General features: G+C 46.2%; 18 protein-coding genes. 8 read left to right on the forward strand and 10 right to left on the reverse strand.

Annotation, left to right across the window (positions count from 1 at the left end; genetic code table 11):
• Positions 1-29 precede the first annotated feature (29 nt).
• The 5 genes from MHH92_RS26275 to MHH92_RS26295 form a co-directional block, all read right to left on the reverse strand.
• Entirely contained in the window at positions 30-1,052 is a 1,023-nt protein-coding gene (locus MHH92_RS26275; RefSeq protein WP_340907151.1) for a hypothetical protein, read from the reverse strand.
• Positions 1,053-1,076: 24 nt separating this feature from the next.
• A complete protein-coding gene (locus MHH92_RS26280) occupies positions 1,077-2,075 on the reverse strand; it encodes a hypothetical protein (RefSeq protein WP_340907152.1) in 999 nt (332 codons plus the stop codon).
• Between the two features lie 28 nt (positions 2,076-2,103).
• Complete coding sequence (locus tag MHH92_RS26285) at positions 2,104-3,024, reverse strand: helix-turn-helix transcriptional regulator (protein WP_340907153.1); 921 nt, start codon at positions 3,022-3,024, stop codon at positions 2,104-2,106.
• 83 nt (positions 3,025-3,107) lie between these two features.
• On the reverse strand, positions 3,108-3,296 hold the full coding sequence (locus MHH92_RS26290) for a hypothetical protein (protein WP_076253532.1): 189 nt from the start codon (positions 3,294-3,296) through the stop codon (positions 3,108-3,110).
• A 142-nt stretch (positions 3,297-3,438) separates the two neighbouring features.
• Entirely contained in the window at positions 3,439-3,762 is a 324-nt protein-coding gene (locus MHH92_RS26295; RefSeq protein WP_036606795.1) for an ArsR/SmtB family transcription factor, read from the reverse strand.
• Between the two features lie 205 nt (positions 3,763-3,967).
• On the opposite strand from MHH92_RS26295, the gene MHH92_RS26300 reads away from it, so the two are divergent.
• Positions 3,968-5,347 (forward strand): MFS transporter, encoded by a 1,380-nt coding sequence (locus tag MHH92_RS26300; protein WP_340907154.1) that lies wholly within the window; start codon positions 3,968-3,970, stop codon positions 5,345-5,347.
• Between the two features lie 201 nt (positions 5,348-5,548).
• On the opposite strand, the gene MHH92_RS26305 is transcribed toward MHH92_RS26300, so the two are convergent.
• The 3 genes from MHH92_RS26305 to MHH92_RS26315 form a co-directional block, all read right to left on the reverse strand.
• Entirely contained in the window at positions 5,549-5,998 is a 450-nt protein-coding gene (locus MHH92_RS26305) for a nuclear transport factor 2 family protein (protein ID WP_074096526.1), read from the reverse strand.
• Positions 5,999-6,163: 165 nt separating this feature from the next.
• Positions 6,164-6,571: an RrF2 family transcriptional regulator gene (locus tag MHH92_RS26310; protein ID WP_017692155.1), complete on the reverse strand. Its 408-nt coding sequence runs from the start codon at positions 6,569-6,571 to the stop codon at positions 6,164-6,166.
• A 106-nt stretch (positions 6,572-6,677) separates the two neighbouring features.
• A complete protein-coding gene (locus MHH92_RS26315) occupies positions 6,678-7,517 on the reverse strand; it encodes a helix-turn-helix transcriptional regulator (protein ID WP_036606789.1) in 840 nt (279 codons plus the stop codon).
• Positions 7,518-7,635: 118 nt separating this feature from the next.
• Between MHH92_RS26315 and MHH92_RS26320 the strand changes: the two genes are divergently transcribed.
• A complete protein-coding gene (locus MHH92_RS26320) occupies positions 7,636-8,640 on the forward strand; it encodes a Gfo/Idh/MocA family protein (protein WP_076253528.1) in 1,005 nt (334 codons plus the stop codon).
• Between the two features lie 20 nt (positions 8,641-8,660).
• Entirely contained in the window at positions 8,661-9,608 is a 948-nt protein-coding gene (locus tag MHH92_RS26325) for an aldo/keto reductase (RefSeq protein ID WP_340907155.1), read from the forward strand.
• A gap of 127 nt (positions 9,609-9,735) precedes the next feature.
• Here the strand turns inward: MHH92_RS26325 and MHH92_RS26330 are convergent, their stop codons facing one another.
• Entirely contained in the window at positions 9,736-10,755 is a 1,020-nt protein-coding gene (locus MHH92_RS26330) for a Gfo/Idh/MocA family protein (protein ID WP_076212960.1), read from the reverse strand.
• Positions 10,756-10,810: 55 nt separating this feature from the next.
• Positions 10,811-11,587: a sugar phosphate isomerase/epimerase family protein gene (locus MHH92_RS26335; RefSeq protein WP_036606781.1), complete on the reverse strand. Its 777-nt coding sequence runs from the start codon at positions 11,585-11,587 to the stop codon at positions 10,811-10,813.
• 375 nt (positions 11,588-11,962) lie between these two features.
• Between MHH92_RS26335 and MHH92_RS26340 the strand changes: the two genes are divergently transcribed.
• The 5 genes from MHH92_RS26340 (at position 11,963) to MHH92_RS26360 (ending at position 18,459) form a co-directional block, all read left to right on the forward strand.
• Entirely contained in the window at positions 11,963-12,793 is an 831-nt protein-coding gene (locus MHH92_RS26340; RefSeq protein ID WP_076253526.1) for a helix-turn-helix domain-containing protein, read from the forward strand.
• 236 nt (positions 12,794-13,029) lie between these two features.
• Positions 13,030-13,731 (forward strand): response regulator transcription factor, encoded by a 702-nt coding sequence (locus MHH92_RS26345; RefSeq protein WP_036668131.1) that lies wholly within the window; start codon positions 13,030-13,032, stop codon positions 13,729-13,731.
• Between the two features lie 20 nt (positions 13,732-13,751).
• Complete coding sequence (locus MHH92_RS26350; protein ID WP_340907156.1) at positions 13,752-15,194, forward strand: HAMP domain-containing sensor histidine kinase; 1,443 nt, start codon at positions 13,752-13,754, stop codon at positions 15,192-15,194.
• A 101-nt stretch (positions 15,195-15,295) separates the two neighbouring features.
• Positions 15,296-16,054: an ABC transporter ATP-binding protein gene (locus MHH92_RS26355; RefSeq protein WP_076253524.1), complete on the forward strand. Its 759-nt coding sequence runs from the start codon at positions 15,296-15,298 to the stop codon at positions 16,052-16,054.
• 2 nt (positions 16,055-16,056) lie between these two features.
• On the forward strand, positions 16,057-18,459 hold the full coding sequence (locus MHH92_RS26360; protein WP_076253523.1) for an ABC transporter permease: 2,403 nt from the start codon (positions 16,057-16,059) through the stop codon (positions 18,457-18,459).
• Positions 18,460-18,483 lie beyond the last annotated feature (24 nt).

An 18,483-nucleotide genomic window follows, 5' to 3' on the forward strand; every position in this document is an offset into this window, starting at 1 on the left:
GTTTTTCAATTTTCTCTATCATGCTCCATTCATCTTAATCCAACATCCTTAAAACGATTGCCTATCGTCTCTGGAAAGACATGTTTAATGGCATCAATGGCACGTTGTTCCGTAGCCCCTGCCTTCCGGATAAGCTCAATAACTCTTTGCACACATTCCGGTTCTCTCGAATCCCAAGAGATGGAGTTGTCTATTTCCTCAATGATCATTGTGTACAGGTTTGCGAGTAGCTCATACTCGTTTATAACCTGGTCCATTTGAGTGGACAGATGCTCAAGTCCTGCAACATAAGAGGCAATATCCAATCTTGATTTGGCATAATAGCGAAGTACAGTTGCCGTTTGTTCTGCGTCATATGTTCCTGACTGCAAAGCAGCAGCCATAACCGTATACGCAGCCGCTCCACAGGCATAATCCTGGGACGGCAGCATGTAGTCATGGGTTTCCCATTTGTATACGGCCTGGATTAACGATTCCTTGCAGACTTCCCATAAATCGATAGGTGCACAGGCTTCCAGAACCTGATAATACCAGTAGGGTGTACTGTTCCTACCAAACGAATCATAGGGCAGACGAATGATTTCATTACTTTTACTTTCACAGATGAATAACACCCGTTCCGCATCATCATATCCAGTAACAATGACAAATTGATCGTGCCATAGAATCGCACCTACGCCCCGGTCAATGGAAGCTTTGATATCCAGCAGAGCCTGCTTCTGATAGAGCGGAAAAGTCGGTTCAAATGAAAATCCACCATGTTGTCCCGTTGTCACACCAATGAAGTCTGCTGCGACAAAGTTCTCTGCCATCCAATTGTATGCGGAGATTGACTCTGACGTCAGACGCCGATCCACCACTAATCGGAATGCACTTGCTGTCATACCTGCAATCATGTGGTGTGGGGAAACCGTCCACTGTTTATGTAATAAAATGCGATACAACGCATCTGTATATGCGCTCACACCGCTCCATGATCTATATTCATCAGCAAAACTCACAGCTTGCGGGGATTGAATCCAGTCCTGCAATACTACTTTTGTCGCCATCATCCTTCACTCCCTTCCCCTCTCATCCTATCGTGCGGAATGCGCTCCCCACCGTGGTATAGTGGACCTTTTACGGTCAGGATACTTCCTGGATATCACTCGAAAATAATCAATAGCCTGCTCTTCCAATTCTTTCGCCTTCACGAGTACCTGAGCTAGATCTTCTGTCGTATCTGATCGCAAGACACGTCTATTTTCCTGCTGAACTATATATCCTTTCATTTGGTCAATTAACGTCCCAAGCTGTTCATAACATGCACAAGCCTGGTCCAGTTCGTTCCATATCCCTCGAACACCCTGCAAATACATCCTTATTTCGGTTCGCGAATGGCAGAAGGATTCCAAAATATAACCTGCACCGGATTCATCGAAATCCCCACTCCGCAGGGCCTCCACCCACACATCATATGCCTTTCTACCTGAAGTAATATTCTGATCAGGTAACAGACGATAGGGAATATCCCAATCCTCAATCGCCAGTCGCAGGGATTCCAGCAGCTTCTGCTGTTCAGGGATGCGGACCTGATCACCAAACACCTGACAATACCAAAATCCGGTAAAGTTTAAGCCGAAATTGTCATACAACAAAATCTGCGGTTCCTTGCTCCATCCGTCTTGCACATAAAAGATGCGGTCACTGTCATCATATCCATGAATAACACCAAACTCAGGAATCCAGTAAATCACACCAGTGCCTTCATCAATACTCCGTCTCACCCAATTCACTGCATCCTGCTGATAATAACTGAACGTGGAATGACGTGTACGTCCCCCATCCCAGATCGTGAATATCCCCAGGTTATCAACTCCGGGACGATGTGCTTCCCCCCATTGTCCGTACGCTGTAACCGACATGGGAAGTAGTCTGCGATGCACCGACAGCTTAAAAGCCATGCCCGTATATCCAGCAAGTACAACCTTGGAACCTTGAAACTGGCCTGTATGGGTTAGTATCGCATGCAGACTATCCACGTACGATTTGGACTCCCGCTTCATGATGAGGTTATCTAAAATATTCTCAGCCAAGGACGGATCTTCTCCTCTCTATGCTGCTTTATTCCACGTTTTGCTTACGTTGTATCGCTAGCCTGTCAATTAATTCTTCTGCGCTTTGCTGAAGCTTGCGTCTAAGCCAGCCAGGAGACAAAAGTTCCTCCCATTCGCTAACAAACAAATGCTGTAAGAAAGCATCCGTGTCATAAAATTCAATTGAATAAATCTGATCGTGCCTAGCCTGGATACGATACCCTTGCCATAGGTCCATTTGCTGCAATTCCTTCAAGCGAATCTCAGCTACAAACGGTTTACGCACAGGCAGTGGTTCTTCCCATCCACCTAGGAGGGCATCTGACCTGTACTCAAATCTCTCATCCAAGATCGATACATGAACAATGCCCTCCAAGCGAATCGCCACTTGCTGTACAGGGTCTGCTTCATAACCCACCACGTAATCGGCGTTATACTGGGATATCATCTTTAATGGACACAAGGAAAACTGCCGTTCTCCATCGTGATCCCTGTAATGAATATGTACTCTGCGTAAGTCAGTTATGGCGTGGGACAACAATTCAAAGAATTGCAGTTGCTTCGGTTGCGCCGAAAATACCGGAAGCTCGCTACTTCCCATCTGTTGTTCCTCCAACGTAAAACGCTCCAGCAAATGCGCTACACGTTTCACTGCGTCCGATTGATCATAATCGTAATGTCGATAGCGATGGGCCAGATATTTCAGCACACGCTGCTCTTCTTCGGTCATATACAAATGGGGCAATCGAAAAGTCTGATCCTCATAACAATAGCCCCGATATTTTGCCATATACACCAAAGGGGCTCGCAGGGAACTTGCCATATATTCAATATCACGCTGAGCCTGACGACGGGAGATTTCAAATTCACGGGCAAGCCAGCTGCTATTCGGAAAACGTCCACCCCGAATCTGTTCGTCAAACCAGTGAATCCGATGCATGTTACTCATGTTCCCGCCCCCATCTCATCCATTCTTAATATATTCGATTATATCAAAAGACATGGCCCGTTCCGAAGAACAGGCCAGTTATGTTATACATGCGCCTTATCCACTCTGGATTGCACGGCTTTGGAGCATTTCTTGCATACTTTCAGACTTGTACCGTCTGTTTTTGTTTGCGTATACAACAATTTAATTCGGGTACTGCTACACACCGGGCATGTTCCCCGGCCCCTGGAAGGAAGACTCCACAAAACGCGTCCTCTTTTAGTTTTTGCCAATGGTTGTGAACCTCTTTTCGATATGGTTTGTGTGTTCACCGTTATTATATAGGGCATGGTACGACACAGAATGTCGCATCAGTATTAGAGGTAGTTCAGAAAATAAAAATGTCCCCTCTTCGACCTGAAGAAAGGACAACATTTAGGAAGGATCTGTGCTCGACTGAGCTGCGGCCTGCAATAACGGTTGCAGGAGTCCTGGAAAGCGCGTTTCCAGATCATCGGATCGCAGGGTGAGAAAATGCTGTGTGCCCTGCACTCTGACCCGAATAACTCCGGCTTCCCGCAGAGTGCGAATGTGATGCGACATCGTTGACTTCACAACAGGTGCATGAAAATGACTGCACGGTTGCTCCCCACTTCTGGCAGCTTCGGCAACAATCCCAAGACGGGTCGGGTCGCTTAATGCATACAATACGGAGGAAAGTTCAATATCTGATACCTGTGGATGATGTAAAATTTTCATACTGTAGTCTCCTTTTCTCAGACTATCCATTGTATTTTAACACAGATCCATGATATATTTCTAATGTTCGACACCAATCGAACTTCAATGATTTCGTTATGTAACCCCTGCTGTTAGGCACGGGATTGACATCATACTACATTTTGCAAATGTTACACACCGTTTCTGAAATGTTGCGAAATACACATCACTTTAGGAGGTTTTTATGAACAACACCGCAACCGCATCATCAGGGGAACGGACCGGAATACAGGAAGGATTAATTGTAAGCTTGCTTGGCTTCACCGTTGTACTCGTTGTTATGAATACAATGATGTTTAATCTGGCCCTGCCCAAAATTGCAGCCGAATTTATGCTTACATCCGTCGCTTCCTCATGGATTGTTACAGGGTATTCCATTGTATTTGCCATTTCCTCGATTACGTTCTCACGTCTATCGGATTTCATACCTATTCGTACATTATTCACGACCGGGCTTGCGTTACTTGGCGCGGCATCCGTTCTCGGGTTCTTCAGTAATCATTTCATCATTTTGCTCATTGCACGTCTGATCCAGGCTGCGGGTGCTGCATCGGTTCCGGGGCTTGCCATTGTACTGATTACCCGGTACATTCCACATGATCGCCGGGGTAAATCGATGGCTGTCATCATGTCTGCCAGTTCACTGGGTCTTGGACTCGGTCCCGTCATCGGCGGAAGTATTACTCAGTTTCTGGGATGGCATGATCTGTTTATCGTTACAGGATTAACGTTATTCTTGATTCCTGTATTTTTTAAACTGCTTCCTCGGGAAACACCGCAAAAAGGTTCATTTGACCTGCTGGGTGCCGTGCTTCTTGCCATCGGTACTACCGGTGTGCTGTTATTCCTGACTTCCCGTCAGTGGTACACGCTTGTTATCGGTGCTGCGGCACTGCTTCTGTTCTGGCTCCGAATTCGGCGCGCGGCAGATCCATTTGTTCAACCTGCTTTGTTCAAAGACAAAAAATATATGATGCTCAGCTCGCTGGGGATTGTATCGTACATTAATAACTTCTCAACGTTGTTCCTGTTACCTCAAATTTTGGCGCATCTATATGGACTGACCCCTGCTCAATCGGGACTCGTCATCTTCCCTGGTGCAGTCGTGTCCATGCTGCTGTCCAACCGGATCGGCCGCATGATTGACCGACATGGCAATACGTTGCTGCTGAAGTTTGCACCATGGCTACTACTGGCAGCTGCCGGGTTATTCGCCTTATTTGCAGACAATAACATCTACGCCATTATGGCCGTGTATGTCCTGCTCAGCGTAGGCTTCTCTTCCCTAACCACTAGCGTGTCCAATGAATTGTCTGGCAATCTGACTATGGATCAGGTGGGCGCAGGTATGGGGCTGTTCCAACTCAGTCAGTTCTTCAGCGGTGCTTTCAGTGTTGCTGTTACTGGCGTAGCATTAACGGCGATGCAGAATATGCCACTGTCCTCAGCGTACACCAATATTTTTTGGGGTATGACTGTGGTCGCACTGGCATCGGTTATTTTCTCTCAGGTGTATCTGAGAATGCAGTCACGGAAAGTCACGGGAACAAGTCATCAGATCTAATATCTCATTTAACCAAAAGAAGTCAGGAAGGGACCCTCGGGTTCTAAACCTGGCTTTTTTTCTACCTATTTTCTATGCATGATGCATGTGTCAGCTGCCCTCTTCCACTAACACAAAAAAGCCCCAAGGATGCGTTCATCACGCTCCTCGGGGCTATTATTTATGGTTGACCAACTTCTCTATTCTTCTACACTGAGTATACTATTCAAACAGGTCCAAACGAAGACGTTTCAGACTTGTATGTTTGATGTACCACTGACCGTCGATTTTGACAAAAGTCTCGTGGTAGTGCCCAAACCCGTGGAAAGATTTGTTCTCATTGCCCTCCGGGAATGTAACCCAATCTTCCATTGGGGAGATGACCTTTGCTTCGTTCTCAGATACAAATTCAACTTCGGCGCTATGAACATGATGCACGGTTACGGCAACATCCACCAGATCACGGAATACTTGTACGATCGTATCACGGCCTGTTAATACCGGAATTGGATTGCCTTCTGTGCTGAAATCGGCCACTGCATCCGGAGCAAACACATCACCCAAGGTATCCCACTGTTTTGTATCAATATAGCGGCAATAACGTGCCTTGGTATTCCGAATGTTTTCCAGCGCGAGCAATTGTTCCAGTCCTGTAATCGTTGATTGGCTCATGTGTTGTCCCTCCAGAGATGTAAAATGTGATGTAAGATTAGGATCATGTATGTATGCATACTATACCTTCCTTATTGTACCATTCGCCTTCTATTAGGTACAACGATACAAAAAAATCTTTCCTTACCTCTCACGAGGTTGGGGAAAGATCACTTCTAGTGCAAGTTACAGGGAATGTGCACCCTTCATCTGGGAAGCCAGTTCTGACATTTTCTTATTGTTCAAAAAACTCTCCATCTCTTCTTCCGCCTGCACCATCACCTGCTGGATCAAACAGCCTGCGTTATGATTCTGGGAACATTCGAACAGGGACGCCTGACCTTCAATCGCATGAATGATCTCCAAGAAAGAAGGATCCGGATTTTTACGACTAAGCCGGTAGCCACCATTGGCGCCAGAAGTCGATTCGATCATGCCCGCCTTAACCAATTTGGTCAATATTTTGGACAGATAGGTTGGGGATACCTTCTGCAATTCTGCAAGTTGGTGTACACTAACCAGCTGTTCGGGGGCAGTACTTACAAGATGAAGCATCGTATGCAAAGCATAATTTGTCGCTTTTGAATATTTCATGAGGGCACCTCATTATACACGGATTTAATTTATCCATAATAGACTTGATTGAGCTCTGTGTCAAACCAATATACCTCAAGCACTGGCAACATCGAAAAGATACGGGTTAATTGTGATACAATCCGCGGTAATCCGTAGGTGTCATCCCCTCATGAGCCATGAACTGGCGGTTAAAATAACTGGCATTGGGATACCCCGCTTCCTCCGCGATTTGTCCAATGTTGGCCGTAGGCCGTTCGAGTAACCATTGCTTCGCCATCTGTAGTCGTGAACGAGTGATAAATTCCATGGGCGTCATCTCCACAGCACTCTTGAACATTTTGCAAAAGTAATACGAACTCACACCTGCGAGATCCGCCCAGTCCTGCAACAGGAAAGGTTGACAGGCCTCCTGCTGCATCTGTGGAAGAAGTGCAAGAACCCGATTCTCCGCCTTACTTGTGGTACGTGTGCTCTTTAAAGGTACTGCATGCTGCACGAACTCGGCAAGTACGGCATAGGTCAGTGTGGATAGCTGAGCTGGACGCAGCATGGTGTTCTGTTCCGCTTCAGTGAGCAAGGCCAGATGAGCCTCTTCCCAAGAGCTGCGTTGCCGCAGTGTCCACAATAGATTGCGATGTAACCCCCGCTCGATCATATAATCATGCAGACGTTCACCGTAAAAATGAACCCATCGTACATCCCATGGATCATCTTCACTACTATAATAATGCTGCCGCTGCTGCGGGAAATAGAGAAAAGCCTGACCTGCGCGAAGCTCATGTACCACCCCGTCCACTTCCACATATCCTTTGCCCGAAGCCACGTAGTGAATATTAAAGTTGTTCAGTGCGCCGGCCTCACGCAACACGGCATGCTGGACGTGGTCCATATAATGTCCAACGGACTCGGGATAACAAAAATATGGAATATCCTGCAGGGTAAGCAATACGGTTTGTCTCATCATAGCCGGTTCTCCTTGATCAACAATATTGTGTTAACTAACTTCAATATATTATCATTTTAATTCATTGATCTATTCTTTATAATCACAATATACATTCATAAACGGGAGGATACAACACATGAATTCAGTTCGAAAATTGCGTTGGGGCATTCTTGGTAGCGCTAGCATTGCTGTGGAATCCGTCATTCCAGGCCTGCAGCAATCCGAGTTAAATGAAGTAACCGCGATTGCCAGTCGAGACGAAGATAAAGCCAAACAGACGGCCGAACAACTTGGGATCGACAAGGCTTATGGCAGTTATGAAGCTTTGCTCGCTGATGATTCCATTGATGCCGTATATATCCCACTGCCGAATCATCTTCATCGGGAATGGACGATCCGGGCTGCTGAAGCAGGCAAACATATTTTGTGCGAAAAACCACTGGCTCTGACAGAACAGGAAGCTCAGGAGATGGTTCAAGCTTGTGCAGATGCAGGTGTGCATCTGGCTGAAGCATTCATGTACCGCCATCATCCAAGATATGAGCAGATCCGGGATATCATTGCCAGCGGTGAGATTGGTGAAATTCGTGGTATGCACAGCACATTTTCATTTAATAACTCCAATGCATCCGGCAATGTCCGCTTTCGGCGGGATTGGGGCGGAGGTGCACTGTATGATATCGGATGTTATTCCATCAGCGTAGCACGCCTGCTGCTTGGTCAAGAACCAAGTGCAGTTACCGTTATTGGAATGTTCTCCCCACAGCATGATCAAGTCGATATGATGGCTTCCGGACTGCTGGAATTCGATAATCACGTTGGCGTGACGTTTGACAGCAGCATGTGGGCAGCATTCCGCAACACGCTGGAGGTATTGGGATCCGACGGGATTATTGAAGTCCCTTCGGCATTTATCAGCGGACAGGGTCGCAGTTCCAACTTCTATGTAACGGCTGGTGGTGAACGCAGAGAGATTGAAGTCCCGCAAGTGAACCACTACTCTCTACAGGGAGATGATATGGCACGTGCTGTACTTCAGGGCAAGGATCTGCGCTTCGCCCCTTCCGATGCGGTAGCTAATATGAAAGTACTGGAAGCTTGCCTTCGTTCAGCGGAAGAACGTACACGAATTACACTATAATTGAGAGGATGAACTGACTTATGGAATATATCGAAATTGCTGGTGCAGGTAAACGTGTCTCCAGATTGATTAAAGGAACCGATTATTTCGTGCATAATGCCTACGATAAAGCAGCTACGAACATGGATGCTTTTCTGTCGATTGGCGGTAACACTGTAGATACAGCACATATCTATTGTGGTGGACAGAGTGAAGAAGTCCTTGGTCGTTACATGAAAGAACGTGGTAACCGCGACCAGATCGTCATTCTCACCAAAGGCGCGCATCATGACCAGAATGGGCCACGTGTGAACGCTGATGCCATCCGCAGTGACTTGATGGAAAGTCTGGAGCGTCTTCAGACAGATCACGTAGAGATGTATGCCTTGCACCGGGATGATCCCAATACCCCTGTCAGTGTTATTCTTGAAGCACTGAACGAACATATTGAATCCGGTAAAATCGGCGCAATTGGCGCCTCCAACTGGACCTGGCAGCGGCTCGAGGAAGCCAATGCATACGCTGCGGCAAATGGCCTGAAGGGCTTCACATTCAGCAGCCCAAATCTCAGTCTCGCCAAAGCAAACGAACCTTTCTGGGAAGGCTGTGTGTCAGCAGATGCAGAGACGCTGGCATGGCATGAGCAAACCAAACTACCATTGCTATCCTGGTCCTCCCAAGCACGTGGTTTCTTCACTGGAAGATTCACACCTGAAGTTCGGGATAACGAAGATCTGGTGCGTGTATTCTACAGTGATGACAACTGGGAACGGTTGCATCGGGCTGAACAATTGGCTAATTCGAAGAAAACATCACCCATTCAAATTGCACTCGCTTATGTATTGAATCAGACGTTCCCAACCTGTGCCCTGATTGGTGCCCAGAATCAGGCGGAGCTGCTGTCCTGTGACGAAGGTTCCCGCATCACGCTGACTCCTGCTGAAATAACATGGCTGGATCTGGGCAGTGATGTACCGGCTGGCACCTAAAGAAAATTAATCATTCCATCAACAAATACAGAAGGACTTACCCCAGAGCACATCTCTGAAGGTAAGTCCTTTATATCATAGATTAGGCCATATAGAATGTTAGAAATTGCACTGTCATTCGTATGGGTTACAGTTTAACGATCTGACCTGTTTTCTCGGATTCGAATGCTGCCAAGATCACTTGCAGAGAACGCAAGCCCTCTTCCCCTGAAATCGCTGGAGGTGTTTGAGTGACAATCGACTCTACAAATGCGTCAATTACACCACTCGGCACTTGTTTCTCGTTGGTAGCCATGGCACCAACTTTGTACGTCTCAACTGTACCATTGGTCAGCTCAACGATAACTTCATCGCCTTCCACTGTTCCGATCTTCATAACACCATTCTCACACCACAGCACTGTACTGTTGTCTCCAGCTCTGTATTGTGTCCAGCTCGCTACGAGCGTTCCGATCGCTCCGCTCTTCATACGCAGCAAACAAGTTGCGTTATCGTCAACTTTAGTGCCTTCCTTGTGCAGTGTGCTGATGAAACCAGCCACTTCAGATACTTCATCATTCAACAGATAACGGATGAAGTCGGATTTGTGCACGCCCAGATCGCCCATTGCGCCCATAATCGCTTCTTCTTTACGGAAGAACCAGCTTTCAGCTCCGTCCACACTCCATCCTTCCGGACCCGGGTGACCAAATGATGTACGGAAATTCAGGACTTTACCGAGTTTGCCGGAGTCGAGAATTTCTTTTGCTTTTACGTGAGGAGGCATCAAACGTTGGTTGTGTCCAACCATCAAATACACGCCATTTTTCTTGGCAGCTTCGATCATTTGCTCGCCTTCCTCAGTGGATACTGCCATTGGTTTCTCAACCAATACATGCTTGCCTGCATTTGCAGCAGCAATCGCCATTGGCGCATGCAGATAGTTTGGTGTACACACACTAACGGCATCCACTGTTTCGTTTGCAAGCAATTCTTCGTAACTGGAATACGCTTTACCGCCGTAAGTCTCGGCCATCTTCTCCGCACGCTCCACAACCGGATCGGCAAAAGCGACAAGTTCTACGTTCTCATTGGCAGCGTACTCTGGAATATGTCTGCGCTCGGCAATGGCTCCACAGCCGAATACAGCAACTTTAATTTTACTCATGTACATAAGTCTCCTTTGACAAATAGATTAGCATTTTTCATGGTTCGATGGTCCATTAGAATTGATTCAAGTAGTTTTCTTTCAACCAGTTGTAGCTATTGGATACGCTCTCAAGCGGAGGATTCTGACATACGTCTTGTTCCACGATCAGCCATTCCACGCCTGCATTCGTAGCGCCTTCAATAACAGCTGGCAGGTCAACCGAACCTTGTCCCAATTCCAGTGTTTTCATCTGGCCCTGTTCGTCTTTGCTGAAGTCCTTCAGATGAAGCAGCGGCAAGCGACCCGCATATTTATTAATATACTCGATCGGATTTTGTCCCGCAAATTGTACCCAACATACGTCCATTTCCACTTTTACCGCTTCCGGTGATGTTTGAGCGAACATGGCATCAAAGGCATTGGCATCGCCAACCTGGCCGTGGAATTCAAAGTCATGGTTATGGTATCCGAAGATCAACCCTTGTTTCGCTGCTTCAGCTCCATATTGTTGTAACTCAGCGAATAGCTTGGTCCAACCTTCTGCATTCTCAGGACGATCTTCTGGCATCAGGTAAGGGCAAATGATATATTGTGCACCAATTGTTTTTAGGTAATCGATTTGTTTTTGCAAGTCTTCGCGCATCGCATGTAGTGAAACGTGGCTGCTGAATCCTTTCAGTCCAAGTTCATCTAGTAGCGCTTTCATTTCCTCAGCTGGAATATCGCCATATCCGGCAAACTCCACACCTTCATATCCAAGGGCCGCTACCTTACGCAACGTACCACGAAAATCTGCTGCAGTTTCATCACGGAGTGTAAACAATTGCAAACCAATATTAAGTTTTTTCATGTAGGATACACCTCTGTTCTCAAATTTGCTTTCATTGCTCTATCTGGTATCATCCTAACGCAAAACAGGCTAGAATGAACATATACAATATAGTCAGAACATGAACTATCTGATCAAATTTTATTTCCATCATTTTGCATCAATTGAATGTACCTAATTTCAACTGAAGATATTTACACTGGCACTCCGATGACAGAACAACCTTCCGATCGCTGTTATCCCCAGATTTTTTTAATTTCCTTTTCAAAAGGATAAAATCCGGTGATAAAGGCGAACACTCCGTTTCTTCAGGTTCTTTCTGTCCTCTCCGTTTTCTTGTAAATGTTAAGTTAAACTTATGATGTAAAAGGATGTACATATTGGGGGATTTTATCTTTGGATACGTTAGAGACATCTGTACTGATCTGTGACTACTCATACCACTATAAGGCGTTCACTCATAATATGAAGGGCGAGTTGCAAACCTATCTGTTCCGTCTGCAGACCGAAGGCTCGTGCAAAGTGTATGTACAGGATGAAGAATTCAGGATGACTAGCGGGGATTTGCTGCTCTTAAAGCCTGGTGACGACTATCATCTCGTGGTCGATGAACCACATAAGGAAGGACGTTTGTCCAGCGGAGATTATTATCTGTTCTGCGAGGGCAGCTGGATCGAGAACTGGTGGAAACGGCAGCATCGATCTACCGTGAGCCGGATTGGACTTGATGACAAACTCATCAGCCTGTGGAGAAATATGTTACTTGAGAAACGTCGCGGACCTCTTGAGGAAAATGCGGAGCTAAAGGATGCGTTACTGCGCGGATTATGTCTATATATTGACCGGGCAATTAAAGAAAATATTCAGACCGATCGGGCAGTTTCTTCTGCGCTGAAGTTAAAACGTTTTATTGAGGAGCATGCCACGGTCACGTTCAAGCTTGATGAAGCGGCTCGTTATGCGGGCCTCAGCCTGTCACGTGCAGTCCGTTTATTTAAGGAGCACTACAATCAGACCATGATTCAATATGCGATTGAGATCCGTTTGAATGCGGCGCTGGAACGAATGAAATACAGTGAAATGACACTTGAGCATATTGCCGAATCCTGCGGTTTTGCGAGCTACTCCTATTTCCACCGGGTATTCCGGGCGCACTTTGGTGTGTCTCCGGCGGAGTATCTCAAATCCAGACAGCATGAGCCTATCGATGATCTGGAGCATGTATGATGTTCAGTATCAGAAACCCATGACCTTAAAGAGGTTCATGGGTTATTTTGATACATTGAACTGTAATCAACTTTCAGTACGACTGGAAGTCAGAACGTTTTTTATAAGAATGAAGTTCACTTCAATATTTTTTCATGTGACTCCCACAGAACAAGACTGTACAATTATAGAGACAGTCACTTTACAAATTCATACATATCCATTAAATTCACATCTATCATACTGGAGCGATACATATGCTAACCCACCAGCGCAAAGTCCTCATCATCGAGGATGAATCAGATATTTCGCGCATTCTGCGAGATTATTTAACCAAAAATCAATATGAAGCCGCCGTGGCAGCCACTGGACAAGATGGACTTCAGATTATGGAGCTTATTCAACCAGACTACATCATTCTGGATATTATGCTTCCGGACATGGACGGGATCGAGGTCTGTCGAGAGATCAGACGGCGCAACAATATCCCCATCCTCATTCTAAGTGCCAGAGGCAGTGATACCGATAAGGTACTTGGTCTTGGCTTTGGAGCAGACGACTATATGACCAAGCCCTTCTCGTTGAGCGAATTGTTAGCGCGGATTAATGCCCACTTCAGGCGTTATGACAGCATGACATCCGTTGGAGATAGAACAGATCTACTGCATCTTGGAAACCTGGTGATTGATAAAAAAGCCTATAAAGTTACTTTAAACGGATCGGAAGTTTCTCTGTCTGCCAAGGAATTTGAACTACTTCATTACTTGGCGAGCCATAAGAATCAGGTATTTTCCAAAGCCCAGTTGCTCGACGCCATCTGGGGATATGCAACCTACGGCGATGAAAATACCGTAACCGTATACATTCGCAGACTGCGTGAAAAAATTGAGGCAGATGCCTCGCATCCGACCGTTCTGAAGACGGTATGGGGTGTCGGCTACAAATTCAATTACGAATAAGTGAGATTGGAGGCACCCACATGTCATTGAACAGCTGGTCCAAACGCTGGTTGTTAACAACCCTTGGGCTTCTCATTATTATCGTTTTAAGTACCCTTGCACTGTCGATGATGATGTTACAAGATCGAAATTCAGGCGAATCCAATCTGTCCCTGAATCAGGTTCGACTCAAGGTCAATCCGATCTTACTCGCTTTGGAGCAAAATCATCAGCATCTTAATGAGCAAAATATTCGTGAAGTCATACGTTCCACCGCCAGAGAGACCGGGGTTCTGCTTACCTATCTAAACTTGGATGGAGAAGTCATTCTGTCCTCCGACCCCACCTCTGAAGGGACGCAAGTTAATCTGCGTTCAGCCCTTCATTATGATCTGCATCATGCCACGCAGGCCGCGGACGGTAACGATTTGCTTGATATTGCGTTTCCCGTGATGGACGGACCGGTGGGAAGTCAGATCGGCAATGCTATCTTTTCCATCCCCCAAGCCATGGTTACGGTTCAGCAATCGATGACTTTTCCGGTTATATTAATTAGCGCACTCATACTCCTGTCACTGATTCTGAGCTTATTTCTATTCTGGATGAAACGAAAACTGGACAAACACCTGCTCTCTCCCATCCATCAATTGAAGCAACATGCGGAATCCATGCTTAAAGGCAATTATGAGGAAAAAATCCAGTACAACCGAAACGATGAATTGCTCGAAGTATATGCCATGTTTGATCTAATGCGCACGGAGATTAAACATATGAGCGAGCAGCGTATTCAGCAGGAACAAGCACAAAAAGAACTCATCACCAATATATCTCATGATATTAAAACACCAATTACCACGATAAAAGCATACATAGAAGCTATTGAGGAAGGACTATGCAACGATCAGGAGACACTGATGGAATATATGGGAGTGATGCGAACCCATACGGATAAAACGGCACGCCTTGTGGAGGATCTGCTGGTTCATGCACTTCAGGAATTGGGGCAAATTTCGGTGGAAACCCGTGAAATGTACAGTGGGCCTATACTGGAGACGATGTTGAAACCTATTGAACATGTTGTCCTAACAAAGGGGCTTATCTATCAAGGACCCAACTACATCCCCAATGTGTTAATCGCTATCGACCCCACTCGAATTGAACAGGTGATCTCCAATCTTGCCGCCAATGCCCTCAAGCATACAGCTTCAGGAGACACGATACATATAGATATGGAACTGGAATCCGGACACTTGAAAGTGACGATTGCCGATTCAGGTCAGGGAATAAGTGTACAGGACATGCCGTTTGTTTTTCAACGTTATTTCAGAGGCCAGGCGAGTCATGTAGAACAATATGTTCAGGAAGGTACAGGGCTGGGTCTGTCCATCTGCCAAAACATTATTGAAGCACATGGGGGCCATATTTCCTTTACTAGTAAAGAAGGACAAGGTACAACCTTCCGGTTCTATCTGCCGATCTGCTGAGCACCCTCCACAGCTGTAATACTTTATTCATAATTTGATAAGGCTTCCTCAACATCCCTCCTCTAGAATGAATCCTATACTGCACTCGGGAGTGATTCAACTTGTCCAAAAAGGTGATTATCCGTGCACAGAATCTGTGCAAAACGTACAACAGCGGAAGTGAACAACATCATGCCATCCGTAATGTTGATCTCGACATCTATGAAGGGGAATTCACGGTCATCATGGGTAACTCTGGCTCTGGCAAATCAACCCTCTTATATCTGCTAAGCGGACTGGATCAGATTACAGCAGGTGAGGTCTATTTTCGTGACCAGCGGATTGACGCTTACAGTGAACGGGAGATGTCCAACTTCCGGACCCGCCGGATCGGTTATATCTATCAGAGCATCAATCTGGTCCCGGACCTCTCCATCAAAGAAAACATTGCTTTACCGGGATATATTGCGGGAAACAAAAAGAAGGACATCCTATCCCGCGCTGCTGAGCTGATGAATGCCATGGATATTGATGGACAGCGTAACCGCCTCCCATCCCAAACTTCCGGAGGACAGCAGCAACGAGCTGCGATTGCACGGGCTTTGATCAATTCGCCGGATATCATTTTTGCGGATGAACCGACCGGAAGCTTAAATATGGAACACGGCACAGCTGTTCTTGATATCCTTACGGACCTCAACCGGAAGGGACAGTCCGTTGTTATGGTGACGCATGATATCAAGGCCGCCTGTCGGGCAGATCGCCTGATCTACATTTTGGACGGCAAGATTGGCGGAATCCTTGAGTTTGACACTTATGACGAACATCAAATTCAGGATCGTGAAGCGATTATCTTCGCTTTGGTTACGGGGAAGGAATAACGATGGCTGTCATGTTTAAACTTAGCTTGTCGTATCTGAGTAGGAACAAAATACAAAATGCGTTGATTGCGCTGCTCCTGCTACTCTCGACACTTCTTGTATCTACAGCTATTGTCATTCTGGCGAACACAGGCAATCAGTTTCATGAAATGCATATCCGCACCCATGGGTCTCATCAGATTCTGACGTTTGAGAAAGGGCTGAATGACCCGGAGACGGTGCACGATTGGTGGGCTTCCCAGGATGACGTTCAGGTGTCCCCGTTACTATCGTATCGTTCATTGTCAGGCATCATCTTGAATGAAACTCACATCCCTAACATCTACCTGTACATGTTTAATACACCTCCGCCGCCATGGGGTGTGGATGAACTTATTTTTTCAAGTGGAACACCCAGCACGACTCCCGATCCGGGATCCGTCTGGATTCCAACGTCCATGGCGAATGCCTATCATATTTCGGTAGGTGATACCATTGGCTTCAAAACCGGCTCAAGCACACTCGAATTGAATGTGTCGGGTATTGTCATCGACGTACCATACGGAGCGCCCTTCTCCAATACTGCAAGGGTCTGGATGAATTCTGCTGATTATCAACGTGATTTCACGGCACTCGCTGGCAACGAGAATTACATGATCGGTATTCATTTCAACGATTACAGTATGAATTCATTGTATTGGGAACGGTACAATCGCGAGACAGGTACTCCGTTTCTGGAATCCAGAATGGAGTTCGAAGCGATTTCCTCCTTTTATCTAATTATTAACCAGGTTATTGGCTTCATTATGATCTTCATGGGTGTTGTCATGCTCTCCATCGCCTTAATGACCATCGGGTTTACAATTTCGGATGCCATCTTGGCCAATTACAGAACGATAGGTATTCTCAAGTCACTTGGGCTAACTTCCGGGAGAACAATAGGTACCTATGTCATTCAATATGCGATGCTCTCCATTGCTGCCATTATCCCCGGAATTGCACTTAGCGTATGGATCTCCAAGTGGATCATTAATATATCCGTGTCCTCTCTTCGAGTGGACCATCAGAACATTCCAGTCCAAGGATTGGACGCTGCCATTATGGCTGGTGTGCTTCTATTTGCTATAGTGATTCTGTCAGTTGTGTTATATGCCAAAAAAGCACGCAGCATACAGCCTGTGCAGGCCATTCGTTATGGTATGTCGGAGACAGATAATAGCCGGATGGCGGGCAAAATGAATTCACCCTGGGCACGATGGATCGGGTTTACACGACTGCCTGTGACTATGGCCCTTGGACTTCGACATTTGTTCAAAAACACCAAAAGTTCTATTCTAACCCTCCTGCTGACCACGATGGCATCCTCTGTATTAGTTCTAGGGTATGTTCTGCTGACCAGCATAACCGGAATCTATCAGACCGCAGCCCATTGGGGCTATGATAATGCCAACATCGCAGCAGTCGTGGTGAACAAAAGCACCTTCCCCAAGGTTGAGCTGAAGCACGTGTTAGAACAGGATTCAAGGATCAGCAATGTGGGCTGGCAAGGGAACACAACGGGTTTCATTAGTCTGGAGTCTTCTACGGGAGTGCAAGGCCAATCCATCAGTCTCAACTTGAGTGTACTGGACGGAAAATATCAGGAACTTGGGTTCACAACGTTGAGAGGCGATAACCCTCGCCATGTGAATGAGATTGCCATTGGTGTAAGTATAGCCCAATCATCCAATAAGGATCTTGGTGATCTCATCGACATCTATATTGAAGGAGAAAAGAGGACATTCCTCATCACAGGAATCTATCAGGCGATCGCCAACATGTCTGTTTCAGGCCGAATCACGATCGATGCCATGAGAAGTGTGAACCCGGCTTATGGTGAATTCGATGCCATTTTCATCAATGTGAAGGATATTACACAGGCGGATCTGGTTGCCGGGGAATTGAACGAACAATTTAAAGATTTTGCATCCGTAGTCACCCAGAAGACATTGCTTGATTCAGTATACGCGGAAGCTGCCAATATCCTGATCTATCCCATGAGTCTGATTGGATTGCTGTTCATCGCTGTGACGTTCATCATTATTTTCAGCACCTGTCGGATCAATATCCGCAAAGAGAGCAGAAACTACGGAATATACAAATCACTGGGAATGACATCCCGCCAGATCCGTTTCTCGGTCACGATGGGAATGATCGTGCTGTCCTCCATCGGAGCGATACTGGGTATTTTCGTCGGCGTATATCTGCTGCCTCTTCTACTCGAAATGATCCTTTCCGGTTATGGTATCGTACAACTTCCACTGATCCTGCATTGGGGTGGAATGGTACTGTTCACCTGTCTAAGCATCATTGCAGCCAGCCTTGGATCGTGGTTCTCTTCGAGAATCATTCGGGAAGCATCGCCACGTATGCTGGTTATCGAATAATGTAATCAGAATGCCTAACACAAT

It is taken from the genome of Paenibacillus sp. FSL M7-1414, from assembly GCF_038003195.1.
Lineage (GTDB): Bacteria > Bacillota > Bacilli > Paenibacillales > Paenibacillaceae > Paenibacillus > Paenibacillus amylolyticus.